The sequence below is a fragment of the Streptomyces vilmorinianum genome (assembly GCF_005517195.1).
Classification (GTDB): Bacteria; Actinomycetota; Actinomycetes; order Streptomycetales; family Streptomycetaceae; genus Streptomyces; species Streptomyces vilmorinianum.
The window spans coordinates 4733170-4755554 of record NZ_CP040244.1; the positions used below are offsets into that span (position 1 = coordinate 4733170).

The 22385-nt window shown below is 72.3% G+C and carries 23 protein-coding genes and 1 pseudogene; 10 read left to right on the forward strand and 14 right to left on the reverse strand.

Annotated features, from left to right (window positions below):
- The first annotated feature begins 17 nt into the window (after positions 1-17).
- The 4 genes from FDM97_RS22145 to FDM97_RS22160 all read left to right on the forward strand — a co-directional run bounded on the left by FDM97_RS22145 (position 18) and on the right by FDM97_RS22160 (position 4713).
- Positions 18-1322 carry an ABC transporter substrate-binding protein gene (locus FDM97_RS22145; protein WP_137992248.1) on the forward strand — a complete coding sequence of 435 codons (1305 nt, stop codon included), beginning with the start codon at positions 18-20 and terminating at the stop codon, positions 1320-1322.
- Between the two features lie 160 nt (positions 1323-1482).
- On the forward strand, positions 1483-2451 hold the full coding sequence (locus FDM97_RS22150) for a carbohydrate ABC transporter permease (protein ID WP_137992249.1): 969 nt from the start codon (positions 1483-1485) through the stop codon (positions 2449-2451).
- The gene (locus FDM97_RS22155; RefSeq protein WP_137992250.1) at positions 2448-3287 is read left to right on the forward strand and encodes a carbohydrate ABC transporter permease; all 840 of its coding nucleotides are present in this window, start codon (positions 2448-2450) and stop codon (positions 3285-3287) included. The genes FDM97_RS22150 and FDM97_RS22155 overlap by 4 nt, the downstream gene beginning before the upstream one ends.
- A 58-nt stretch (positions 3288-3345) precedes the next feature.
- Entirely contained in the window at positions 3346-4713 is a 1368-nt protein-coding gene (locus FDM97_RS22160) for a GH1 family beta-glucosidase (RefSeq protein WP_137992251.1), read from the forward strand.
- Here the strand turns inward: FDM97_RS22160 and FDM97_RS22165 are convergent.
- Entirely contained in the window at positions 4685-5713 is a 1029-nt protein-coding gene (locus FDM97_RS22165; protein WP_137992252.1) for an oxygenase MpaB family protein, read from the reverse strand. The two genes, FDM97_RS22160 and FDM97_RS22165, sit on opposite strands and share 29 nt — an antisense overlap.
- Before the next feature lie 157 nt (positions 5714-5870).
- On the reverse strand, positions 5871-6359 hold the full coding sequence (locus tag FDM97_RS22170) for a F0F1 ATP synthase subunit B family protein (protein WP_137992253.1): 489 nt from the start codon (positions 6357-6359) through the stop codon (positions 5871-5873).
- 159 nt (positions 6360-6518) lie between these two features.
- Here FDM97_RS22170 and sph point away from each other — a divergent pair, with 159 nt between their 5' ends.
- Complete coding sequence (gene sph / locus FDM97_RS22175; protein ID WP_254705717.1) at positions 6519-7514, forward strand: sphingomyelin phosphodiesterase; 996 nt, start codon at positions 6519-6521, stop codon at positions 7512-7514.
- Between the two features lie 128 nt (positions 7515-7642).
- Here sph and FDM97_RS35960 read toward each other — a convergent pair whose 3' ends face one another.
- The 3 genes and pseudogenes from FDM97_RS35960 to FDM97_RS22190 form a co-directional block, all read right to left on the reverse strand.
- Positions 7643-8137 (reverse strand): hypothetical protein, encoded by a 495-nt coding sequence (locus FDM97_RS35960; protein WP_175439205.1) that lies wholly within the window; start codon positions 8135-8137, stop codon positions 7643-7645.
- Positions 8138-8242: 105 nt separating this feature from the next.
- Positions 8243-8725: a macro domain-containing protein gene (locus FDM97_RS22185; RefSeq protein ID WP_137992256.1), complete on the reverse strand. Its 483-nt coding sequence runs from the start codon at positions 8723-8725 to the stop codon at positions 8243-8245.
- 76 nt (positions 8726-8801) lie between these two features.
- A pseudogene (locus FDM97_RS22190) lies at positions 8802-9413 on the reverse strand (helix-turn-helix domain-containing protein); the annotation flags it as partial.
- An 83-nt stretch (positions 9414-9496) separates the two neighbouring features.
- On the opposite strand from FDM97_RS22190, the gene FDM97_RS22195 reads away from it, so the two are divergent.
- On the forward strand, positions 9497-10087 hold the full coding sequence (locus tag FDM97_RS22195; protein ID WP_137992258.1) for a LysR family transcriptional regulator: 591 nt from the start codon (positions 9497-9499) through the stop codon (positions 10085-10087).
- 97 nt (positions 10088-10184) lie between these two features.
- Positions 10185-10919: a MerR family transcriptional regulator gene (locus tag FDM97_RS22200; protein ID WP_137992259.1), complete on the forward strand. Its 735-nt coding sequence runs from the start codon at positions 10185-10187 to the stop codon at positions 10917-10919.
- Here FDM97_RS22200 and FDM97_RS22205 read toward each other — a convergent pair.
- From FDM97_RS22205 to FDM97_RS22220, 4 genes are all read right to left on the reverse strand, one after another.
- The gene (locus tag FDM97_RS22205; protein ID WP_137992260.1) at positions 10906-13080 is read right to left on the reverse strand and encodes a 3-hydroxyacyl-CoA dehydrogenase NAD-binding domain-containing protein; all 2175 of its coding nucleotides are present in this window, start codon (positions 13078-13080) and stop codon (positions 10906-10908) included. The two genes, FDM97_RS22200 and FDM97_RS22205, sit on opposite strands and share 14 nt — an antisense overlap.
- Positions 13081-13114: 34 nt before the next feature.
- Positions 13115-14329 (reverse strand): acetyl-CoA C-acetyltransferase, encoded by a 1215-nt coding sequence (locus tag FDM97_RS22210; protein ID WP_137992261.1) that lies wholly within the window; start codon positions 14327-14329, stop codon positions 13115-13117.
- A gap of 105 nt (positions 14330-14434) precedes the next feature.
- Entirely contained in the window at positions 14435-15577 is a 1143-nt protein-coding gene (locus FDM97_RS22215; RefSeq protein WP_137992262.1) for an acyl-CoA dehydrogenase family protein, read from the reverse strand.
- Entirely contained in the window at positions 15574-16731 is a 1158-nt protein-coding gene (locus FDM97_RS22220) for a CaiB/BaiF CoA transferase family protein (protein WP_137992263.1), read from the reverse strand. The genes FDM97_RS22215 and FDM97_RS22220 overlap by 4 nt, the downstream gene beginning before the upstream one ends.
- A gap of 233 nt (positions 16732-16964) precedes the next feature.
- Between FDM97_RS22220 and FDM97_RS22225 the strand changes: the two genes are divergently transcribed.
- The gene (locus tag FDM97_RS22225; RefSeq protein ID WP_137992264.1) at positions 16965-18170 is read left to right on the forward strand and encodes a saccharopine dehydrogenase family protein; all 1206 of its coding nucleotides are present in this window, start codon (positions 16965-16967) and stop codon (positions 18168-18170) included.
- Positions 18171-18179: 9 nt separating this feature from the next.
- Here FDM97_RS22225 and FDM97_RS22230 read toward each other — a convergent pair whose 3' ends face one another.
- From FDM97_RS22230 to FDM97_RS22240, 4 genes are read right to left on the reverse strand one after another with little or no spacing between them, the layout of a single operon-like run.
- On the reverse strand, positions 18180-18554 hold the full coding sequence (locus tag FDM97_RS22230; RefSeq protein ID WP_137992265.1) for a VOC family protein: 375 nt from the start codon (positions 18552-18554) through the stop codon (positions 18180-18182).
- Positions 18551-18685 carry a morphogenic membrane protein MmpA gene (mmpA, locus tag FDM97_RS36890; protein WP_284440299.1) on the reverse strand — a complete coding sequence of 45 codons (135 nt, stop codon included), beginning with the start codon at positions 18683-18685 and terminating at the stop codon, positions 18551-18553. The genes FDM97_RS22230 and mmpA overlap by 4 nt, the downstream gene beginning before the upstream one ends.
- A complete protein-coding gene (locus FDM97_RS22235) occupies positions 18682-19599 on the reverse strand; it encodes a hypothetical protein (RefSeq protein ID WP_137992266.1) in 918 nt (305 codons plus the stop codon). Before FDM97_RS22235 ends, mmpA begins: the two co-directional genes overlap by 4 nt.
- Positions 19596-20297 carry an endonuclease V gene (locus FDM97_RS22240; RefSeq protein ID WP_137992267.1) on the reverse strand — a complete coding sequence of 234 codons (702 nt, stop codon included), beginning with the start codon at positions 20295-20297 and terminating at the stop codon, positions 19596-19598. Before FDM97_RS22240 ends, FDM97_RS22235 begins: the two co-directional genes overlap by 4 nt.
- 85 nt (positions 20298-20382) lie before the next feature.
- On the opposite strand from FDM97_RS22240, the gene FDM97_RS22245 reads away from it, so the two are divergent.
- Complete coding sequence (locus FDM97_RS22245) at positions 20383-20682, forward strand: YciI family protein (RefSeq protein WP_137992268.1); 300 nt, start codon at positions 20383-20385, stop codon at positions 20680-20682.
- Here the strand turns inward: FDM97_RS22245 and FDM97_RS22250 are convergent.
- Positions 20679-21761, reverse strand: coding sequence for a WD40/YVTN/BNR-like repeat-containing protein (locus tag FDM97_RS22250; RefSeq protein WP_254705718.1), 1083 nt, complete (start codon positions 21759-21761; stop codon positions 20679-20681). The two genes, FDM97_RS22245 and FDM97_RS22250, sit on opposite strands and share 4 nt — an antisense overlap.
- Before the next feature lie 170 nt (positions 21762-21931).
- Here FDM97_RS22250 and ssgD point away from each other — a divergent pair, with 170 nt between their 5' ends.
- Positions 21932-22348 carry a spore wall synthesis regulator SsgD gene (ssgD, locus tag FDM97_RS22255; RefSeq protein ID WP_137992269.1) on the forward strand — a complete coding sequence of 139 codons (417 nt, stop codon included), beginning with the start codon at positions 21932-21934 and terminating at the stop codon, positions 22346-22348.
- Positions 22349-22385 lie beyond the last annotated feature (37 nt).

The following is a 22385-nucleotide window of genomic DNA, read 5'->3' on the forward strand; positions in this document are numbered from 1 at the left end:
CAAACCGGAGGCTTCCCATGCCCACTGCCCGAGCCGCCAGAACGACCGCCGTCCGCCTCGGTGCGGTGGTCCTCACCGGGGCACTCCTCGCCGCCTGCGGATCCGGTGGATCCGACAGCGCCTCCGACAGCGCGGGCGGAAAGGTCACGATCACCGTCGACCTCTTCGGCTCGTTCGGCTACAAGGAGGCCGGGCTCTACGCCGCGTACGAGAAGCTCCACCCGAACGTCACCATCAAGCAGACCGACACCGAGGACGAGCAGGACTACTGGAAGTCGCTCCAGACCCGGCTGGCCGGCGGGGGCGGGCTCGCCGACGTCCAGGGCATCGAGGTCGGCCGGATCGCGTCCGTGACCCAGCAGCAGGCGGACAAGTTCGAGGACCTGACGAAGTACGGCGCGGCCGGGCTGAAGAGCGAGTTCGCCGACGCCAAGTGGTCGGCCGCGACCACCAAGGACGGCAAGGTCCTCGGTCTCGGCACGGACGTGGGCCCGGAGGCCATGTGCTACCGCACCGACCTGTTCAAGCAGGCCGGTCTGCCCACCGACCGCACGGAGCTGGCGCGGAAGTGGTCCACCTGGGACGGCTATCTGGAGCTGGGCCGGCAGTACAAGGCCAAGGCCCCGGCCAAGAGCGCCTGGCTGGACAGCGTCGGCAGCCTCTTCACGGTCATGATCGGCCAGGAGAAGGAGCGGTTCTACGACGCCTCGGGGACCCTGATCTACGCGGACAGCCCGGCGGTGAAGACCGCCTGGGAGACCTCGGCGAAGGCGGCCCAGGAGGGCCTGAGCGCCAAGCTCGACCAGTGGTCGCCGCAGTGGAACCAGGCCTTCTCCACCGGTTCCTTCGCGACGCTCCCGTGCCCCGCGTGGATGCTCGGCTACATCAAGGGCCAGGCCGGTGACGCCGGCAAGGGCACGTGGGACATCGCCAAGCTGCCCGGCGGCGCCGGGAACTGGGGCGGCTCGTATCTGTCCGTCCCGCGTGCGGCGAAGCACAAGAAGGAGGCGTACGAGCTGATCAAGTGGCTCACCGCCCCCGAGCAGCAGGCCACGCTCTTCAGGAAGCAGGGGAACTTCCCCTCCTCGACCGGCGCCATCTCCCAGGTCGCGACGGCGACGGACCCGTACTTCTCCGGCGCGCCGATCGGCCAGATCTTCGGTGACGCGGCCAAGGCGGCTCCGGTGCAGGTGCTCGGGATCCACGACAAGAACGTCGCCGACCAGATCACCAACGCGCTGAGCGAGGTGGAGCGCAAGGGCACCTCGCCGGAGAAGGCGTGGTCGAACGCGCGGAAGGGCGTCGAGAACGCCATCGGCTGAGCCCGCGCGGGGGCCGGCACCCGGCCCCCGCGCACCCGGCCCCCGCGCACCCGGCACCCGCAGGCGGCGCCGTACCCATGCGGCCCTCGCACCCGGCCCCGTCCGCACCGGCCGCCCCGCCCCGCCCCGTCCGCACCCCCTCGATCCGAAGGGCCGCACCGTGACCCTCACCGCCTCCGGGCCGACGACGGCGCCCGTCCCGCCGTCGTCGGCCCGGTCCACCGGCCCCGCGCGCCGCCGCAAGTGGGCGGCGCTCGTCCCGTACGCGTATCTCGCCCCCTTCTTCACCCTCTTCGCGGCCTTCGGCCTCTTCCCCCTGCTCTACACGGCCTTCGTCTCGCTCTACCGCGTCGAGCTGCAGACCCCCGGCGACATGGAGTGGCGCGGCCTCGGAAACTACGCGGCGCTCCTCACCGACGAGTTCTTCTGGACCGCGCTGCGCAACACGTTCACCATCGGGGTCCTGTCCACCGTCCCTCAGCTCGCGATGGCTCTCGGGCTCGCACATCTGCTCAACTACAAGCTGCGCGGCCGGACGTTCTTCCGTACGGCGATGCTGCTGCCGTACGCGACGTCCGTGGCCGCCGCCACGCTCGTGTTCGCCCAGCTCTTCGGCCGGGACTTCGGGCTCGTCAACTACGCGCTCTCCCTGGTCGGTCTCGATCCCGTCGACTGGCAGAACGGCACGCTCGCCTCGCAGATCGCCGTCTCCTCGATCGTCGTGTGGCGCTGGACGGGCTACAACGCCCTGATCTATCTCGCGGGGATGCAGTCCATACCCGTCGAGCTGTACGAGGCGGCGGAGATGGACGGTGCCTCCCACTGGCGCCAGTTCTTCCATGTCACGCTGCCCGGCCTGCGCCCCACGATCGTCTTCACCGCCGTCGTCTCCACCATCGGCGCCACGCAGCTCTTCGGTGAGCCGCTGCTCTTCGAGGGCTCGGTCTCGGGCGGGATCTCGCACCAGTACCAGACCCTCGGGCTCTATCTGTACGAGCAGGGCTGGGGCTTCTTCCACCTGGGCCGGGCCGCGGCCATCGCCTGGCTGATGTTCCTGCTCATTCTCGTCGTGGTCGGGGCCAACGCCCTGATCCTGCGCCGCCGTTCACGGAAGGAGGGCCGGGCATGACCACGCGTGTCGCCCGCCGTACGGGTCGCGGGGGCCGGGTCACGTACACGGTCCTGGTCCTCGCCGTTCTCGTCTCCGCCTTCCCCTTCTACTGGACGATCGTCGCCGCGAGCCGCTCCAACGCCGACCTGGCGCAGGTGCCGCCGACGCTGCTGCCGGGCCCGAACCTCTTCCGGAACTTCGAGGCGGTCATGGAGGAGGCCGACATCGGCACGGCGCTCCTCAACTCCCTCGTGGTCTCCGGCTCCATCACGGTCGGCACGGTGCTGTGCTGCACGCTCGCCGGGTTCGCCTTCGCCAAGCTGCGCTTCCGCGGCCGGGGCGCGCTGCTCGCCCTCACGGTCGGCACGATGATGATCCCGCCGCAGCTCGGGGTGATCCCGCTCTTCATGCTGATCGCCGAACTGGGCTGGGTGAACCAGCTGCAGTCGGTGATCCTGCCCGGCCTGGTCTCGGCCTTCGGGGTCTTCTTCATGCGCCAGTTCCTGGTGCAGTCGCTGCCGGACGAGCTGATCGAGGCGGCCCGGGTCGACGGTGCCTCCTCCGCCCGGATCTTCTGGTCGATCGTGGTGCCCGTCGCCCGGCCCGGGATGGCGGTGCTCGGGCTGCTCACCTTCATGGCCGCCTGGAACGACTTCTTCTGGCCGATCGTCGCCCTGTCCTCGCAGGAGCCGACCGTGCAGGTCGCGCTGCGCCAGCTCGGCGGCGGCTATGTCCACGACCAGTCCGTGATCATGGCGGGCACGCTGCTCGGCACCCTGCCCGTGCTGCTCGTCTTCGGCCTGCTGGGCCGGCAGATCGTGGGCGGCATCATGCAGGGCGCCGTCAAGGGCTGACCGTCCCGAGTCCGGAGCCGACCCGTATCCCCCTTCCTCTCACAGGAGTTCTCCGTCCATGAACGCTCTCTTCCCTGACGGCTTCCGCTGGGGCGCGGCCACCGCCGCCTACCAGATCGAGGGTGCCGCCGCCGAGGACGGCCGCACCCCGTCCATCTGGGACACCTTCAGCCGTACGCCGGGCAAGGTGCGCAACGGCGACACGGGCGACATCGCCGCCGACCACTACCACCGGATGCGCGAGGACGTGGCCCTGATGCGGCAGCTGGGGCTCACCGACTACCGCTTCTCCCTCTCCTGGCCCCGGATCCAGCCGACGGGTCGGGGACCGGCCGTCCAGAAGGGGCTCGACTTCTACCGCGCCCTGAGCGACGAGCTGCTGGAGGCCGGGATCCGTCCGGTCGCCACGCTCTACCACTGGGATCTGCCGCAGGAGCTGGAGGACGCGGGTGGCTGGCCCGAGCGCGCCACCGCCGAGCGGTTCGCCGAGTACGCGGGCCTCGCCGCCGAGGCGCTCGGCGACCGGATCACCACCTGGACGACGCTCAACGAGCCCTGGTGTGCGGCCTTCCTGGGCTACGGCTCCGGGGTGCATGCCCCGGGCCACACCGACGACGTGGCCGCCCTGCGCGCCGCCCACCACCTCAATCTGGCCCACGGCCTGGCCACCCGGGTGCTGCGCGCGTCCGTGCCGTCCTCGGCGGAGCTCTCGCTGACGCTCAATCTCCATGCGATCAGGGCGTTCTCGGACGCGCCGGAGGACCGGGACGCGGCCCGTCGCATCGACGCCGTCGGCAACCGGATCTTCCTCGACCCGGTCTTCCACGGACGTCTGCCGGCCGATCTGATCGCGGACACCGAGCGGATCACGGACTGGTCCTTCGTACGGGACGGCGACCTGGAGCGGATCGCCGCGCCGATCGACTCGCTCGGGGTCAACTACTACTCCCCCGCCGTCGTCGGCGCCGGCACCTCGGAGTCCCCGTCTCCCTGGCCGGGCGCGGCGGAGCGGGTGCGGTTCGAGCCCGCGCCCGGACCGCGCACGGCGATGGACTGGCCGGTGGACGCGTCCGGCCTGCACGAGCTGCTGGTCCGGCTGCGCGACGAGCTGCCCGGGGTTCCGCTGCTGATCACCGAGAACGGCGCCGCGTACGACGACTACGCCGACCCGGAGGGCGAGGTGCACGACCCTGAGCGGGTGGCGTATCTCGACGCCCATCTCTCGGCCGCGCACCGGGCGATCGCCGACGGCGCCGACGTGCGCGGGTATTTCCTCTGGTCGCTCCTGGACAACTTCGAGTGGGCGTACGGCTACGGCAAGCGGTTCGGCATCGTCCACGTGGACTTCGCGAGCCAGCGGCGCACCCCGAAGGACAGCGCGCGCTGGTACGCGGAGGTCATCGCGCGGGGCGGTCTGCTCCGCTGAGCCGGCCGTCTCGGGCGGTGTCGCGGGCGGCGTGCCGGGCGTCCCGGGCGTCTCGGGCGTCGCGGGCGTCGCGGCGGGCCTTCCTCGCCAGGGGCAGGTAGCGCAGCCGCTCGGGGAGCACGGGCACCACGGCGCGTACGACCCGGCCGAAGCGGCGCAGCCGTCGCTCCTGCTCGTCGGTCCACTCCAGGCCGATGGCCTCGCGGGCGTCCGGCGGCATCAGACCGACGGTGACGAAGGAGCGGAAACGGGCGAGCCGGGGCAGGACGACCGGCCACAAGGCCCTGAGCAGGAGCCGCAGCGGCAGGGGACCACGGTCGGGCGGCGGTACGGGCTGGTCGGTGGCGACCAGCTCGCGTACGACGACGGTGGCCTCCAGCTCGCCGAGCATCTTCCGGTAGTAGGGCCAGTACGCCTCGATGGTCTGGGGCATGTCCCGGTCGTGGATGCCGAGGATGCGGCCGACCTGGAGCCACTCGGCGTAGAGCTGCCGTTCCTGGGCCTCGGTGAGCGGGCGGTGCATGAGGCTCAGTCCGCGCTGGTAGACGGGGAAGCCGGTGGCGTGCACCCACGCGTAGTTGGCGGGGGTGAGCGCGTGGTAGCGGCGGCCGTGGGCGTCGGTGCCCTGGATGTTCCGGTGGAGCTTGCGCAGCCGGCGCCCCTCCTCGGCCGCGGCCTCGCCTCCGTACACCCAGAGGAGCGCGGAGCGCAGCGAGCGCTCGCCGCGGCCCCAGGGGTCGGTGCGGAAGACGGAGTACGTGTCGACGCCCGCGCCCACGGCGGGGTGGGCGACCTGCAGGGTGAGGGCGGCGGGCAGCATGAGCAGCCCGCGGATGTCCCCGGCGACGCTCCACAGCACCCCACCGACGGGGGGCGGCTCGGGTGCGGGTGTGCCGGCGGGTCGGGTGAGGCTCTCCGGGTTCCCCGGGCTCTCCGGCCTCGCCCCTGGCCTCGCCGGCCCGGTCCGACCCGTCCGACCCGTCCGACCCGTCCGGCCCATCCACCTCGTCCGTCTCGCCGATCCGGTCATGCGGGCACTCTCCTCCACGTTCTCAGCCTGCCCCGGCCAGGCCTTTCGGGCAAAGGGCACAAATGGGTCGGGGCCGCGTCCCGGGCCTCAGCCCGGAGCGCGGCCCCGACCTCGCGGTGCGTGGGTGTCAGGCGCGGTCGGCGCCGACCGGCTCGCCGACGATGCGGCCGGCCAGGGCGCGGGCCCAGGCGTCGACGTCGGCGGTGAGCTCGCGCTCGGCGGCGGCGCGCTCGGCGGCGATGCGCTCGGCACCGGCGGCCAGGATCGCGTCGCGCTCGCGGACGCCCTCGGCGCGGGCGGCGGCGATGGCGGCCGCGCCCTCCTCGGTGGCCTGGGCGCGGATGCGGGCGGCCTCGTGGCGGGCCTCGGCGAGCTCCGCCTCGTACTGCTCGCGGATCTGCGTGGCCTCGGCGCGCAGGTCGTCGGCGCGCTCGGTGCCGCCGTCGATGGCGTCCTCGCGCTCGGCGAGGGTGCGGTTGATCCTCGGCAGGATGCCCTTCGCCAGGATGAGGAAGGTGAGGGCGAACAACACCGCGCCGAGGATGAGCTCAGCGGTGACGGGGTTGAGCGGACCGAGGTCCATGTCGAAGATCGTCGAATTCTGCGCGAGGGTCATGCGCGGCATGATACCCGCCCGGGAAAGGGACAATTTCCCCGGGTGGTCGAGAGTTGGCATGTTCGTGCCGACTGCGCAAGATTCCCGGCACCCAATGGCTACCGAAAGGTAACTACGACTGCTTTGATGTGCGGCGCTGGTCCAACCCCCCACCTACACATGGGAGTTCCTGTGCCGCTCGCCGCACACCGCCGTCGCGCCTCCGGCGCCGCCCTGTCGCTGGCGCTCGCCGCCGCGACCCTGGCCACGGCAGCCCCCTCGGCCACGGCCGCCGGGACCGAGGCCCCGCGCCTGAAGGTGCTGAGCTACAACGCCTTCCTGTTCAGCAAGACGCTCTACCCGAACTGGGGCCAGGACCACCGGGCCAAGGCGATCCCCGCCGCCGACTTCTACCAGGGCCACGACGTCGTCGTGATCCAGGAGGCCTTCGACAACTCCTCCTCGGACGCGCTGAAGGCGAACTCGGCCGCCCGGTACCCGTACCAGACCCCGGTCATGGGCCGCAGCAAGTCCGGCTGGGACGCGACCGGCGGCGCCTACTCGTACACCACGCCCGAGGACGGCGGCGTGACGATCCTCAGCAAGTGGCCGATCGTCCGCAAGGAGCAGTACGTCTACAAGGACGCGTGCGGCGCGGACTGGTACTCGAACAAGGGCTTCGTCTACACCGTCCTCGACGTGAACGGGACCCGGGTCCACGTCGTCGGCACCCACGCCCAGTCCACCGACCCGGGCTGCTCGGCGGGCGAGGCGGCGCTGATGCGCAGCCGGCAGTTCAAGGCGATGGACGCCTTCCTGGACGCCAAGAACATCCCGGCGAACGAGCAGGTCATCGTCGCCGGCGACTTCAACGTGGACTCCCGCACGCCCGAGTACGGCACGATGCTGAGCGACGCGGGCCTCGCCGGCGCGGACGCCCGGACGGGTCACCCGTACTCCTTCGACACCGAGCTGAACTCGATCGCCTCCGAGCGCTACCCGGACGACCCGCGCGAGGACCTCGACTACGTCCTGTACCGCTCGGGCAACGCGCGCCCCGCGAACTGGACGAACAACGTGGTCCTGGAGAAGAGCGCGCCCTGGACGGTCTCCAGCTGGGGCACGAAGTACACGTACACCAACCTCTCGGACCACTACCCGGTGACGGCGTACTGAACAGCCTGAACCGTTCGGCCCCGGCCCGCCGCGCCTTGCGTGCGCGGCGGGCCGACGGCCACGGCCGGGCGGTCGAGCCACCCCTGTACGGCGGCCGGTTCGTACTTCGTACCGGCGCCGGACGCGAGCTAGTGGCCGTACATGCCGAACTGGGCATAGGCCCAGAGGCCCACGACGCCCGCCACGCAGATCAGCACCACCCAGGAGCTGAGGCTCGTGTGGCGACTCTTGCGGGAGCGGGAGCGGGAGCGGGGGCGGCGGGGGCGGGCGGGCTTGGCCGGGCGGTTCGCGCGCGTGGGGCGCTCCGTGCGGGCGCGGGGCGGCACCGTCTCGGCGGCGGCGACGTCGGCGAGCAGGCGGCGGCAGACCGCGGCCAGCTCGGCCGTGCCGACGGAGAGGTCCACGACGGCCTCCGAGCGGGCCGGCGCCGTGGTGCCCCCGTCGAGCAGGCGCCCGGCGCGCAGCCGCGCCTGGTCCTTGCCACCGGTCGGGGCCAGGCTGATCCAGCGCCCCACGTGCTCACCGCGGATCACCACCCCGCCGCCCCGCTCCCGGTACACGGTGTGCTCCCGCCACAGGACCGCGGCCAACTCCGTGGCCGTCTCCCTGAGTTCCGTGTACATGACCCTCCCCTGTCACCGTTCCCCGCATTCGAACAAGCACGTGACTCTAGCGGCAGGCGCAACCCCCCGCGCGGCCCCGGGTGGGGCGGTGTCCCGTACGGCCGCTTACGGCTCGAAGTCGTACACGGTGACCGGTATCCCCCGCGCGACCAGCCGCTCGGTTATCAGGGGCTCGACCCGCGACCACTTCCCTCCGGCCAGGCCGCAGCCGATCCGGGGCATGTGCACGGAGGCCCCCAGCTCCTCCGCCTTCCCGGCGAGCAGCCCGAGCGAGGCGTCGATCGCCTCGTACCGCACCGGCACCCCCGTGCTGCGCCCGGTCCTGGTCCCCCGCTGCCCCACCAGGTTGGCCACCCACAGATACGGCCCGACCTGGACGAACTGGGCCGCCCCCAGCCCGAAGTCGTTCCGCGCGCGCTCCCGGTGCCAGCGACGGAACGCCGCCTCCGGATCCGGCCAGCGGCGTGACAGCGCCAGGACGAAACCCTTCCCCCAGCCGCCCAGGTCGTTGCAGACGTGCGCGATGATCTTGACGCCTTTGCCCTGCGGCGCGCTGGCGTCCCCCTGTACGTACGTGATCCCCGACATGCCCCCAGCCTACGAGGAGCACCGGCTGGGCTTCCTGCTCAGTGCACGGTCCGTCATGCGGTCTCCGCGACGCCGGTCACGGGACCAGGGAGGCGGTCAACGCGTCGACGAGCTGGGCGAACTCGGTACGTTGCCGGTCGGTCAGGGTGGCGTAGAGCGGCGCCTGCATCTCGTCGGTGAGTCGCTCGGCTCGTTGCCGTCGGGGGACCTGTGTCGCCGCGACGGGCTGCGGCTCCTGCCAGCCGTAGTGGGTCGCCTGCTCGACACCGAGGTTGATGACCATGGCCGCTCGGGCGCTCAGCCCGCTCAGGCGCACCGCCGCCAGATGGCAGGCGCCGCGGTGTTCCCGCAGGACGTGTACGCGCCGCATGGCCGCGCCTACCGGGTCGTCGCCGGGGCAGGGTTGCGCGCGCCAGCCGGCGAACAGGGGCAGCGCGTCGGCGTCGGCGGCGTCGATCAGCCGCTGTGCCAGGTGGTTGAAGCGCTCCGCGTCGACGTCGCCGGGGATGTGGGCGCGCCCCCACGTCCGGACGGCCCGCGCATAGCAGGCGGCGGCTTCCTCCGCCGGCATCACGGGCCGTCCCGCCAGCCAGCCCGCGGTGACGAGGTGGGGGCCGAGGAAGCCCTGTACCGCTTGGACCACCGAGGCCGGCGCCTCGCCGAGCACCCCGAACCGTCCGCGGCAGTAGAAGCCGCGCCCCGACGGGCGAACCCGGCACCGAGACCGCTGGCGGCGGTCGCCTCGTCGGACATGAACTCGTCACCGAAGTCGTGGAGGGGCCGGGCAACCACGGAGATGCAGTCGAGGATTTCCATGCGCTGACGGCCACCCGGTCCCTGTCGCTGTCCCCCGGTGCCGTGTCCCAGCAGTTGTCCGCGCTGCGGCACGACGTGGGTGTCGACCTGCTGCGCCCCGACGGGCGAACCGTGGCACTGACGGAGGCGGGCCGGGTGCTCCTCGAACACGCCGACCGGATCCTCGCCGCCGTGGAGGAAGCCGAGTGCGCCATCGCAGCGGTCAAGGGCACGGTCGGCGCCACCGCCACGCTCGCCGCACTGCCGTCCACCGTCGCCGGGATCGTGGCCCCCGCGCTCACCGCACTGGGCTCGCACCACCCGCAGCTCACCGTGACCTGCCGTGTCACCGACCAGGCGCAACTGCGGGAACTCACGCTCGGCACCGTCGATGTCGTGCTGGGACAGCGCTATCCGCACGGCGCCCGTCGAGGACCGCCCGATCCTGCGCCTCCTGTTCGCCGCGACCCGTCGCACCGGGACCGCGAACCCGACGACCACGGCCGTCGTCGCAGCGCTGCGCACAGCCGCGCGTCAGGGTCGCACCACGCACTGACGACGCACTGACAACGCACTGAGGACGCGCGCTTTTACAACGCCGGTGAGACAGCAATACTGTTGCACCGATAGGGAGCGGCACGGCACCGGAAGCGAGGCACCTCAGATGGGCACCGAGACCGAGGAGCAGCAGCCGACGTTCACCGTCGACGAGCTGGCCGCCCGGGCGGGCGTCACCGTGCGGACCGTCCGCTTCTACGGCACCAAGGGACTGCTGCCGCCGCCCGTGATCGGTCCGCGCCGGGTCGGGCACTACGGCCCCGGGCATCTCTCGCGCCTGGCCCTCATCGAGGAGCTCCAGCGCCAGGGCATGACGCTCGCCGCCATCGAGCGGTACCTGGAGCAGCTCCCGCCCGATCTGAGCGCCCAGGATCTGGCGATCCACCGCGCCCTCGTCGCCTCCTGGGCACCGGAGTCGGCCGAGGAGATCACCCGGCGCGAGCTGGAACGGCGCGCCGGTCGGGCCCTCGCCGACACGGACGTCGACCGGCTCGCGGCGATGGGCGTCCTCGACAAGGGCCCCGACCCGGACGTCTTCCGGCTCGACGCGACCCTGCTGCGGCTCGGCGTCGAACTCCTCGACGTGCCCATCGCGCACGAGACGATCCTCGCCTCCCGCACGGTCCTCCTCGAGCACGCGCGGGCGGCGGCGCAGGAGCTGTCCCGGCTCTTCCGGGACGAGGTGTGGAACCCGTACCGGGAGAGCGCCGAGGACCCGGATCACCTCGCCGCGATGAAGTCGCTCTCGGCGCACATGCAGCCGATGGTGATCCAGGCCCTCGTCACGGCCTTCCAGCGCTCGCTGAGCGAGGAGCTGCGGACGGCGTTCAGGAGTCCGTGAAGACCTCGCCGCGCTCGGCCTTCTCCACCAGCAGGGCCGGCGGCAGGAAACGGTCGCCGTACTTCTCCGCCAGTTCACGCGCGCGTGCCACGAAGCCGGGAAGCCCGCCCTCGTACCCGTTGATGTACTGGAGCACACCACCGGTCCAGGCCGGGAAGCCGATGCCCATGACGGAGCCGATGTTGGCGTCGGCGACCGAGGTCAGGACGTTCTCCTCCAGGCAGCGGACCGAGTCCAGCGCCTCCGAGAACAGCATCCGCTCCTTCATGTCCTCGAACGGGATGTCCACGTCCGCCTTCGTGAAGTGCTCGCGGAGCCCCGGCCACAGCCCGGCCCGCTTGCCGTCCTCGCCGTACTCGTAGAAGCCCGCCCCGCCGCTGCGTCCCGTACGCCCGAACTCGTCGACCATGCGGTCGATCACCGCGTCCGAGGGGTGCCCGGCCCAGGTCCCGCCGGCCTCCTCGACCGCGCGCCGGGTCTCGTTGCGGATCTTGCGGGGCAGGGTGAGGGTCAGCTCGTCCATCAGGGAGAGCACCTTGGCGGGGTAGCCGGCCTGGGCCGCCGCCTGCTCGACCGAGACCGGGTCGGCGCCTTCGCCGACCATCGCCACGCCCTCGTTGATGAACTGGCCGATCACCCGGGAGGTGAAGAAGCCGCGCGAGTCGTTGACGACGATCGGGGTCTTCTTGATCTGCCGTACGAGGTCGAAGGCGCGGGCCAGCGCCTCGTCGCCGGTCCGCTCGCCCTTGATGATCTCCACGAGCGGCATCTTGTCGACGGGCGAGAAGAAGTGCAGTCCGATGAAGTCGGCCTGGCGGTCGACCCCCTCGGCGAGCACCGTGATCGGCAGCGTCGAGGTGTTGGAGCAGAGCAGCGCGTCCGGCTCGATGACGTCCTGGATCTCCTGGAAGACCTTGTGCTTGAGGGCGGTGTCCTCGAAGACGGCCTCGATCACGGCGTCGCAGCCGGCCAGGTCGGCGGGGTCTGCGGTCGGGGTGATCCGGGCGAGCAGTTCGTCCGCCTTCTCCTGCGTGGAGCGGCCCCGGGAGACGGCCTTGGCGCAGAGCTTCTCGGAGTAGCCCTTGCCCTTGGCGGCCGCCGCCGCCGAGACGTCCTTGAGGACGACCTCGATGCCCGCGCGGGCGCAGGAGTACGCGATGCCGGCGCCCATCATGCCCGCGCCGAGGACCGCGACCTTGCGGACGGGGCGCGGCTCGACGCCCTTGGGGCGGTTCGCGCCGGAGTTGACGGCCTGGAGGTCGAAGAAGAACGCCTGGATCATGTTCTTCGCCGTCTGGCCGGTGACCAGCTCGGTGAAGTACCGCGCCTCGATGGTCAGCGCGGTCTCGAAGTCGACCTGCGAGCCCTCGACGGCGCACGCGAGGATGTTGCGCGGGGCCGGGTAGGGCGCGCCGTTCAGCTGCTTCTTCAGGTTGGCGGGGAAGGCCGGCAGGTTGGCGGCGAACCGCGGGTTCGACGGGGTGCCGCCGGGGATCTTGTAGCCCTTGACGTCCCAGGGCTGCTGCGACTCGGGGTGGGCGTCGATGAAGGCGCGTGCCTTGGCCAGCATCTCCTCCGGCGTGGCGGCCACCTCGTGGACGAGGCCGTTGTCGAGGGCCCGCCGCGGGGAGTACTGCGTGCCCTGGAGGAGGACCTTGAGCAGCGCGTCCGCGATGCCCATGAGGCGTACGGTACGGGTGACGCCGCCGCCCGCCGGGAGGAGACCGAGCGTGACCTCGGGCAGGCCGATCTTGGAGCCGGGCGCGTCGAGGGCGATCCGGTGGTGGGCGGCGAGGGCGATCTCGTAACCGCCGCCGAGCGCGGCGCCGTTGATGGCGGCGACGACGGGCTTGCCGAGGGTCTCGATCCGGCGCAGCGAGCTCTTGATGGCCGTGCCGGTGTCGAAGGCGATCTGCGCGTCCTCGGGCCGCAGCCGGATCATGTCCTTGAGGTCGCCGCCCGCGAAGAAGGTCTTCTTGGCGGAGGTGTAGATGATGCCGCGGATGGAGTCCTTCTCGGCCTCCGCGCGGTCGGCGATCGCCGCGATGGAGTCCTTGAAGGCCTGGTTCATGGTGTTCGCGGACTGGTTCGGGTCGTCGAGGACGAGGGTGACGACGCCGGTCTCGTCCTGCTCCCAGCGGATGGTGGTGCTCTGGCTCATTGCTGCTTCTCCGTAAGGCTGGTGGGACGGACGGTCAGACGCGCTCGACGATCGTGGCGATGCCCATGCCGCCGCCGACGCACAGCGTGGCCAGGCCGTAGCGCTTGTCCTGGCGCTCCAGCTCGTCGATGAGGGTGCCGAGGATCATCGCGCCGGTCGCGCCGAGCGGGTGGCCGAGCGCGATCGCGCCGCCGTTGACGTTGACCTTGTCCAGGCTGATGTCCATGTCCTTGACGAAGCGGAGCACGACGCCCGCGAAGGCCTCGTTGATCTCGACCAGGTCGATGTCGTCCATCGTCAGGCCCGCCTTGGCGAGCGCCTTGCGGGTCGCGGGCGCCGGGCCGGTGAGCATGATGGTCGGCTCGGAGCCGGAGACGGCCGCGGCCACGATCCGGGCGCGCGGGGTCAGCCCGTAGCGCTCGCCGACCTCCTTGGAGCCGATGGCGACGAGCGAAGCGCCGTCGACGATGCCGGAGGAGTTGCCGGCGTGGTGGACGTGGTCGATCTTCTCCACCCAGTGGTACTTCTGCAGGGCGACCGCGTCGAAGCCGCCCATGTCGCCGATGGCGGCGAAGGACGGCTTGAGGGCGGCGAGGGAGTCGGCGGTGGTGCCAGGGCGCATGTGCTCGTCGTGGTCGAGGACGACCAGGCCGTTGCGGTCCTTCACCGGGACGACGGAGCGGTCGAAGCGGCCGTCCTTCCAGGCCGCCGCGGCGCGCTCCTGGGAGAGGGCGGCGTACTCGTCGACGTCGCGGCGCGAGAAGCCCTCGATCGTGGCGATGAGGTCGGCGCCGATGCCCTGCGGGACGAAGTTGGTGTCCCAGTTCGTCATCGGGTCGGCGAACCAGGCGCCGCCGTCGGAGGCCATCGGCACGCGCGACATGGACTCGACGCCACCGGCGAGGACGAGGTCCTCCCAGCCCGAACGGACCTTCATCGCGGCCATGTTGACGGCTTCGAGGCCGGAGGCACAGAAGCGGTTCTCCTGGACGCCTGCGACGGTGTCGGGCAGTCCGGCGGCGATGGCGGCGATCCGGGCGATGACGGAGCCCTGGTCGCCGACCGGGCCGACGACGCCGAGGACGATGTCGTCGATCGCGGCCGGGTCGAGCCCGGGGAAGCGGGCGCGGATCTCGTGGATCAGGCCGACGACCAGGTCGATCGGCTTGGTGCCGTGCAGGGCGCCGTTGGCCTTGCCGCGGCCGCGCGGGGTGCGGATCGCGTCGTACACGTACGCTTCGGTGCTCACAGAACGCCTTTCGACGATGAGGGTGGAAGAAAGCCGGGGTGGAAGGAAGGGGTCGCGGGAAAGGGGTGGCAGGAAGGGGGCGGCAGGAAGCGGGCGGCGGAAGGGTCAGCCGAGCAGGGAACGTCCGATAATCTCCTTCATGATCTCGGTCGTCCCTCCGTAGATGGTCTGGATCCGGCCGTCGGTGAAGGCGCGGGCCACCGGGAATTCGCTCATGTAGCCGTATCCACCGTGAAGTTGGAGGCAGCGGTCGGCGACGCGCTTCTGCAGCTCCGTGGCCCACCACTTGGCCATGGACGCGTGGACGGCGTCGAGTTCCCCGTTCGAGTGATCGACGATGCACCGGTCGAGGAAGGTCCGGGTGACGGCGCACTCGGTCGCCATCTCGGCGATCTCGAAGCGGATGTGCTGGAGCTTGGCCAGCGGGCGCCCGAACGCCTCGCGCTCCTTCACATACGTGGTGGTGATCTCCAGGAGGTGCTCGGCGGCGGCGATGCCGGCCACGGCGATGGCCATCCGCTCCTGGGCGAGGTTGGTCATGAGGTGGACGAAGGCCCCGTTGAGCTCGCCGAGGAGGTTCTCCTTGGGGACGCGGACGTCGCGGAAGAAGAGTTCGGCGGTGTCCTGGGACTTCTGCCCGATCTTGTCGAGGTTCCGGCCGCGCTCGAAGCCCTCCATGCCGCGCTCGACGACGAGGAGGGACAGTCCGTGCGCGCCGCCCTCCGGGGTGGTCCTGGCGACGACGATCACGAGGTCGGCGAGGATGCCGTTGGAGATGAAGGTCTTGGAGCCGTTGAGCAGCCAGTGATCGCCGTGGTCCTCGGCGCTGGTCCGGATCCCCTGGAGGTCGGAGCCCGCGCCCGGCTCGGTCATCGCGATGGCGGTGATGATCTCGCCGCCGCAGAAGCCGGGCAGCCAGCGGCGCTTCTGCTCCTCGGTGGCGAGCGAGGTGAGGTACGGGCCGATGATGTCGTTGTGCAGGCCGAGGGCGATGCCGGGCGCACCCGCCCGGGTGAACTCCTCGGCGAGGACGGCGCTGTAGCGGAAGTCGGCGTTGCCGCCGCCTCCGTACTCCTCGTCGACGGCCAGGCCGAGCAGCCCTTGCCGCCCGGCGGCGCGCCAGGCCTCGCGCGAGACGATGCCGTCCTTCTCCCACTGCTCGTAGTGGGGCAGGACCTCCTTGGCCAGGAAGGTACGGACGGTCTCGCGGAAGGCTTCGTGGTCGGCGGTGTAGAGCTGGCGCTTCATCCCTGCGACTCCTGAGGGTCTTCGTGGCGGTTCAGTGACGGTACGGCCCAGTCGCGCGCGACCGCGTCGGTGTCGGCGCCGGGCAGGGCGGGGCCCGTGCGGACGGTGCCGGGGGTGGCGGAGAAGCGGGGCGCGGGGGCGGGCTGGGTGAGGCCGCCGTGCTCGACGAAGGTGGCGCGGGCGGCGAGATGCGGGTGGGCGGGGGCCTCGCGCAGCGAGAGGACCGGCGCCACGCAGGCGTCGGTCCCTTCGAAGACGGCCGTCCACTCCTCACGGGTGCGTTCCCTGAACCGCTCGGCGACGGCGGTGCGCAGGTCGTCCCAGCGTCCGAGGTCCTTACGGGCGGGGGCGATGTCCTCGATGCCGAGCAGGCGCGTGAACTCGTCGTAGAACTGCTGCTCCAGGGAGCCGACGGCCATGTACTGCCCGTCGGAGGTCTCGTACGTGCCGTAGAAGGGGCAGCCGCCGTCCAGCAGGTTGACGCCCCGGCGGTCCTGCCAGCCGCCGGCGGCCAGCATGCCGTGGATCATGGTGGCGAGGTGGGCGGCGCCGTCGACGATGGCCGCGTCGACGACCTGGCCGGCGCCGCCCGCGCGCGCGTGCTGGAGGGCGGCGAGGACGCCGATGACGAGGTAGAGCGAGCCGCCGGCGTAGTCGCCGACGAGGTTGGCGGGCACGGTGGGCGGGCCGTCGGGGTCGGGGCCGATCATGCCGAGCGTGCCGGTGATCGCGAGGTACGCGATGTCGTGTCCGGCGCGGGCGGCGAGCGGCCCGTCCTGGCCCCAGCCGGTCATGCGGCCGTAGACGAGCTTCGGGTTGCGGGCGAGGCAGGCGTCGGGGCCGACGCCGAGGCGCTCGGCGACGCCGGGCCGGTAGCCCTCGATGAGGATGTCGGCCCGTTCGACGAGGTCGAGGACGACTCCGGGGCCGCCGTCGCCCTTGAGGTCGACGAGGACGGAGCGTTTGTTGCGGTTCGTGAGGTCGTACGCGGGGTCGACGCCGAGCCCGGGGCCGCCGGGCCGGTCGATCCGTACGACGTCGGCGCCGAGATCGCCCAGGAGCATGGCCGCGAACGGGCCGGGCCCGATCCCCGCCAGCTCGACCACGCGCACCCCGGAGAGGGGGCCGTCGCCACCGTTCGCCTGTACCGCCATCGAGCCCCCAGCCTGTGTGACACCAATGATGTAACACCAGCGATGCTAGGAACGTGTTCCACTCCGCACAAGCCCCCGGGCCGAGCAAGCGCTTGGAAATCGCTCGAAGCGGCCGAGGCCTCGGAGGTTCCGCCTGGATGCGGGACCACCCCGACGACCACCGCCGACCGCCCGCTAGGCTCCGCCTCCGACCACCGCGCGGGGCGAGGTCACAGGGGAAGGCGAGGGGCCGGATGGAGACAGGGGCGGTCGCGGGGCGGGACACCGGAGCGAGGCCGTACGACCTCGTGCTCTTCGGGGCGACGGGGTTCGTGGGTGAGCTCACCGCGGAGTATCTGGCCGAGCACGCTCCGGTCGAGTGCCGGTGGGCGCTCGCCGGACGCAGCCGCGCCAAGCTGGCGGCGCTGCGCGAGCGGCTGGCCGCCCGGTGGCCGCGGTGCGCGGAGCTGCCGCTGGTGGTCGCGGACTCCGCCGACGCGGACGCGGTGCGCGAACTCGCCGAGTCCGCCCGGGTGGTGGCGACCACCGTCGGCCCGTACGTCTGGTACGGCGAGGGCCTGGTGGCGGCATGCGCCGAAGCCGGCACGGACTATGTGGACCTCACGGGCGAGGCCGAGTTCGTCGATCTGATGTACGTACGGCACGACGCGCGGGCCCGGGAGACCGGGGCTCGGCTCGTCCACGCGTGCGGCTTCGACTCCGTCCCGCACGATCTGGGCGTGTACTTCACCGTCCAGCAGCTGCCGAAGGACGTCCCGCTGCGGATCGACGGCTTCGTGCGCGCCGGCGCCGTCTTCTCGGGCGGCACCTTCGCCTCCGCCCTGACGGCCATGGGACGCGGCCGGGAGATCCTGCGGGCCGCGCACGAACGGCGCCTGTACGAGCCGCGGTTGGTGGGGCGACGGGCGCGGGCGCCGCTGGGCGGGCCGCGTTTCAGCCGGGAGACGGGCACCTGGGCCCTGCCGCTGCCGACCATCGACGCCCAGGTGGTGGCGCGCTCGGCGCGGGCGCTCGAGTCGTACGGCCCCGACTTCCGCTACCGGCACTACGCCTCGGTGAGGACGCTCCCGATGGCGATCGGCGGCGCCGCGGCGGTCGGCACGGGCGTGGCGGCGGCCCAACTTCCGCCGGTGCGACGCTGGCTGATGACACGTTACGAGCCCGGCCAGGGTCCGAGCGCGGACCGGCGCGCACGGAGCTGGTTCTCCGTCCGGTTCGTCGGCGAGGGCGGCGGGCGGCGGGTCTTCACCGAGGTCTCGGGCGGCGATCCCGGCTACGACGAGACGGCGAAGATGCTCGCCGAGTCGGCGCTGTGTCTCGCCTTCGACACGCTGCCGAAGACGTCCGGGCAGGTCACGACGGCGGTGGCGATGGGCGACGCGCTGCTCGGCCGGCTGCGGGCGGCGGGCATCCGCTTCCGGGTGGCGTACGAGGGCTGACGCCCGGCCTCAGTGGCGTACGAGACAGAAGGGGTGGCCGGCCGGGTCCGCGTAGATCCGCCAGGCCCGGTCGCCACCCCCGTCGTCGAGCTGCCTCGCCCCGAGCCCGAGGACGGCGTGGTGGGCGGCCTCCAGATCGGTGACGCGTACGTCGAGATGGAACTGCTGCTCGGGCGCGCCCCAGACCGGCGGCCGGTGGTCGGCGACGCCCTGGAAGGCGAGGACGGGCGAGCCGGCGGCGGCGTGCAGGGTGGCCCAGCCGTCGCCGACGGCCCACTGGGGATCGGGGCGGTTGATCTCGCCGCCGAGCAACTGCTGGTAGAAGCGGGCGAGTTCCATGACGTCGGTGCAGTCGAGGACGACGCACTGCAGGGTGCCGATCACGCCGTCACCCAGGCCGCGACGACATAGACCATGGCGCCGACCCACGCCAGGGCGACGAGCCCGGCGGTGGCGAGGATCGCGGTCATGCCGCGCCCGGCGGGACGCAGCGGGGAGGGAACGGAGGTTGTCATGTGACCCACTCTGCCGCCCATGATCGAAGACCGGTATCCGTACGCGTACTCAGGTCCCGCACGACGCGCTGCCACTCCTGCTCACCCCCGGGCAGGGGCCAGGCCCAGCTGGGACGGTTTCCTCTGCGCAGCTCTTCGAGCCGCCGCGCCAGGAGCGGGCCCGCGATCCCGGCGCCGTCGGGGACGGCCGGGCCATGACGGGCCATGAGGGCCGAGTACCGGTCGAGTTCGGCCTCGTACGCGGCTGCCGCCTCGGCCTCGCCCCGCGCACGCTCGTCGCGGGGCACGGTCCGCCGGAGCACGAGGACGGGCGGCTCGACGTCCTCGGCGATCGCGGCGGCGAGGCGGGCGTGGCCGTCGAGGACGAGAGAGCAGTCGAGCCCGCTCACCCACCAGAGGAGGACGGGCGGCAGGATGCCGGCACGGGCCTGCTTGCGGTACGCCTTGACGCGGGCGTCGTCGCCGTCGGGCAGGGGGCGCAGCGGGAGCAGCTCCCGGTCCGTGTCGTGGAGCCACCAGTCGATGTATCCGTCCGGGTGGCCCTCGACGACGCGTTCGCTCCAGTAGGCGGCGGGACCCATGCCGTGGCGGTTCCACTGCGGCTCCGTGTCGTCGGCGAGGACCCAGCGGCCGTCGTGGAGCGGCCCGTCCGGATCGGCGGTCAGCACGCCCGCGACGCGATGCACCCAGCGCTCGGGCCGCCCCTCGTACGCCCGGGCGTCCGCGGCGCGCAGGGCCGGCAGGAGCGGGCGCGGTGCGGCCGTGCGGTAGAAGTCGACGCCGTGGTCGCCCCGCTCCACGACCGCGAGCAGGAGGGGATCCGCGCCCTGCGTGAGGACGAACCTGTCGCCGGCGGTCCGCAGGCACAGCCCCGGCCGGGGCCGGTCCCGTACGTCGAGGATCAGCTCGGTCACGGCGCGGCCCCGAGCGCTTCCCTCAGGGCGCGGCGGCACAGGGAGTCGGCGTGGCGGGTGGTCTCGGGGATGCGGTAGCGCGGGGCGAGGAGCAGGGTGTGGGCGCAGGCGTTCTCCAGGGAGACGCGGTGGCCGACGGAGACGAAGACCGGCTTCACCCCGGCCTGCGTGCGCAGGGCGCGGCCGACCTCCTCGCCGTCGTCGGCCAGGAGCGGACTGAAGTCGCCCCGGTCGGGGCCGGGTTGCTCGTACGTGAAGGTGAACGGGTTCTTGGCGACGCCGATGGACGGACGCCCGGTCAGGACGCCCAGGTGGCTCGCGAGGCCGAAGCGGCGCGGGTGGGCGAGGCCGTAGCCGTCGCAGACCAGCAGCCCGGGGTCGGCGGTCAGCGAGGCGAGCGCCGCGAGCACGGTCGGGATCTCCCGGAAGGCGAGGAGCCCGGGGACATAGGGGAACGACACGCGGCCGACCGCCGTGGCCTCCTCCACCACGTCGAGCGTCCGGGCGTCGAGCACGACGGCCGCCGCGGCGACGAGATCGCGCTCGTCGTCGTAGGCCACGTCCAGGCCCGTGACATGCCCCGTGCCGGGCGCCGGGCCCGGCTCGTCGAGCACGAGCCGCCCCCGCAGCTCCCGCTGAAGCGCACGTGCGGCGGTCTCGTCGGCGGGCCAGCCCGCCGGAATGTCGATGATCGTCATGATGACGGCCACCCTACGGCGCCCCTCGGTCCGACAGGCGAGCGCTTTTCCCGCCGCCTCCCGGCCCCCGGGTAGCCTGGCGGCCATGTTCGTACTGGAATTGACCTATACCGCCCCCGTCGAGCGGGTCGACGCCCTGCTGGAGGCGCACATCGAGTGGCTCGACGCGCAGTACGCCGCGGGCGTCTTCATCGCCTCCGGACGGAAGAACCCGCGTGACGGCGGGGTCATCCTCGCCGCCGGGGTCGACCGCGCGCGGATCGAGAAGATCGCGGCGGCCGACCCGTTCGCCGTCGAGGGCGTGTGCGCGTACCGGATAACAGAGTTCTACGCGACCAAGACGGCCGACGAACTCGCCTCGTACCGGGAGCAGTTGCCCGCCTAGCGGACGACCGTCCTGGCGATCCGTCCCTTCTCGCCGGAGGCCCAGCACGCGCCGTCCCGCGTGCAGTCGACCGTGTCGTACGAGCCGGTGTCGACCGTCCGCCAGGTGCGGCCGCCGTCCGTCGTGAGGTCCGTGCCGGTCGGGCCGACGGCCAGCGCGGCCGACCCGCTGTGCGGGAGCCACGCGACACCCGAGCGGTAGGCGGGCGGCGGGGTCGGCGCGGCGCTCCAGCTGCGGCCGCCGTCACCGGTGACCGCCGCCGCCTGCGGGGACGGCTGGTCCTTGCGGTAGTCGCCGCCGACCGCGATCCCGTGCGCCCGGTCGCGGAACGCGAGCGCGAAGACCCCGCGGGCCGGGTCACCGGCCGGGATCGTCGAAGCGGCGACGGTCCAGGTCAGGCCCCGGTCGCCGGAGTGCAGGACCCGCGCCGTGGCCCCGCCGCCGGTCGCCAGCCACACGTCCTTGGGCCCGGAGGAGACCAGGCACTGGCCGCTCGCCGCGAACCCCGCCTCTCCGGGCAGGGCCGCCGGCATCCCCGCGTCCGGCAGCACCTCCCACGAGCGGCCGCCGTCCCGCGTCGACAGGATCCGGAACTTCCCGTCCACCGGGTCGCTCATCGCGAGCCCGTGCCGGTGGTCGAAGAAGGTCATGCAGTCGTAGAACGCCCTCGGGTCGGTGTTGCGGAAGGACTCGGTCCAGGTCGCCCCGCCGTCGTCGGTGCGCAGCACCCGCGACGCCTCCCCCTCCCCGATCGCGAGGACCACCGCGCGCCGGGCGTCGAACGCCTCGACGTCGCGCAGCTCCAGTTCCCCTGCCCCCGGCGGCGACACGTTCCGCCAGCTCCGGCCGCCGTCGGTGGTCCGCAACACCGTCCCCTTCGAGCCCGCGGCCCAGGCCGTCGTACGGTCGACCGCCGCGAGCCCCCGGAACCGGGCGTCCGTACCGGTCTGTGTCAGCTGCCAGCCGGCCGCGGCCGCGGGGGTCTCCCCGGCCTGCGCAGGGACCGCCAGGGCCATGGCAAGCGCCGCCCCGGTCAGCCCCACCGACATCATTCGTCTCGTCTTCCCCATGGACGTCATGGCGCCGGAAGCTAGCCCACCCCCGTGATCCCGTCCAGAGTGCGTCGGTGACACAGCTCACGTGACCCTCCGGTGCACGTTCCGGCCCGATCGTTCGTCTTCCCTTGTGTCAGGGAGACGTCAGGAACCTCAGGACCTCAGGAACCGAAGCCGCGCGACAGGAGCTGGCCTTGTCCACCGTCATCGAACAGGCCGTCCAGGCCCGTCTGGTCGCAGCCGCGCCCCGGATGGAAACCGTCCCCGCCACGCTGCGATACGACCGGGAGGATCCCTTCGCGGTGAGCATGGCGTTCCCGCCGCCGGCGACGCTGGAGGGCGTCGAGGTGTCGTGGGCGTTCTCCCGCGAGCTGCTCGCCCAGGGCGTGGACGGACCGGCCGGGGTCGGGGACGTCCGCGTCCGCCCGTACGGCTACGACCGCACGGTCGTCGAGTTCCACGCGCCCGAGGGCGTGGCCGTGGTGCACATCCGTACGGCCGAACTGCGGCGCTTCCTCAAGCGCTCGCAGAGCCTCGTGCCGGCCGGGCGCGAGCACCAGTACCTGGACTGGGACCAGGATCTCGCGGCGCTCCTCGACGACTACGCGTGAGCCGCCGCGCCGGCTCCCTGACGGCCGCCCCGTAAAT

Excerpts from the sequence above, each read along its gene's own strand:
- FDM97_RS22145 (WP_137992248.1), top strand. The coding sequence starts at position 18 with ATGCCCACTGCCCGAGCCGCCAGAACGACCGCCGTCCGCCTCGGTGCG.
- FDM97_RS22155 (WP_137992250.1), top strand. The coding sequence starts at position 2,448 with ATGACCACGCGTGTCGCCCGCCGTACGGGTCGCGGGGGCCGGGTCACG.
- FDM97_RS22160 (WP_137992251.1), top strand. The coding sequence starts at position 3,346 with ATGAACGCTCTCTTCCCTGACGGCTTCCGCTGGGGCGCGGCCACCGCC.
- FDM97_RS22165 (WP_137992252.1), bottom strand. The coding sequence starts at position 5,713 with ATGGGCCGGACGGGTCGGACGGGTCGGACGGGTCGGACCGGGCCGGCG.
- FDM97_RS22170 (WP_137992253.1), bottom strand. The coding sequence starts at position 6,359 with ATGACCCTCGCGCAGAATTCGACGATCTTCGACATGGACCTCGGTCCG.
- sph (WP_254705717.1), top strand. The coding sequence starts at position 6,519 with ATGGGAGTTCCTGTGCCGCTCGCCGCACACCGCCGTCGCGCCTCCGGC.
- FDM97_RS35960 (WP_175439205.1), bottom strand. The coding sequence starts at position 8,137 with ATGTACACGGAACTCAGGGAGACGGCCACGGAGTTGGCCGCGGTCCTG.
- FDM97_RS22185 (WP_137992256.1), bottom strand. The coding sequence starts at position 8,725 with ATGTCGGGGATCACGTACGTACAGGGGGACGCCAGCGCGCCGCAGGGC.
- FDM97_RS22200 (WP_137992259.1), top strand. The coding sequence starts at position 10,185 with ATGGGCACCGAGACCGAGGAGCAGCAGCCGACGTTCACCGTCGACGAG.
- FDM97_RS22205 (WP_137992260.1), bottom strand. The coding sequence starts at position 13,080 with ATGAGCCAGAGCACCACCATCCGCTGGGAGCAGGACGAGACCGGCGTC.
- FDM97_RS22215 (WP_137992262.1), bottom strand. The coding sequence starts at position 15,577 with ATGAAGCGCCAGCTCTACACCGCCGACCACGAAGCCTTCCGCGAGACC.
- FDM97_RS22220 (WP_137992263.1), bottom strand. The coding sequence starts at position 16,731 with ATGGCGGTACAGGCGAACGGTGGCGACGGCCCCCTCTCCGGGGTGCGC.
- FDM97_RS22225 (WP_137992264.1), top strand. The coding sequence starts at position 16,965 with ATGGAGACAGGGGCGGTCGCGGGGCGGGACACCGGAGCGAGGCCGTAC.
- mmpA (WP_284440299.1), bottom strand. The coding sequence starts at position 18,685 with ATGACAACCTCCGTTCCCTCCCCGCTGCGTCCCGCCGGGCGCGGCATG.
- FDM97_RS22240 (WP_137992267.1), bottom strand. The coding sequence starts at position 20,297 with ATGACGATCATCGACATTCCGGCGGGCTGGCCCGCCGACGAGACCGCC.
- FDM97_RS22245 (WP_137992268.1), top strand. The coding sequence starts at position 20,383 with ATGTTCGTACTGGAATTGACCTATACCGCCCCCGTCGAGCGGGTCGAC.
- FDM97_RS22250 (WP_254705718.1), bottom strand. The coding sequence starts at position 21,761 with ATGACGTCCATGGGGAAGACGAGACGAATGATGTCGGTGGGGCTGACC.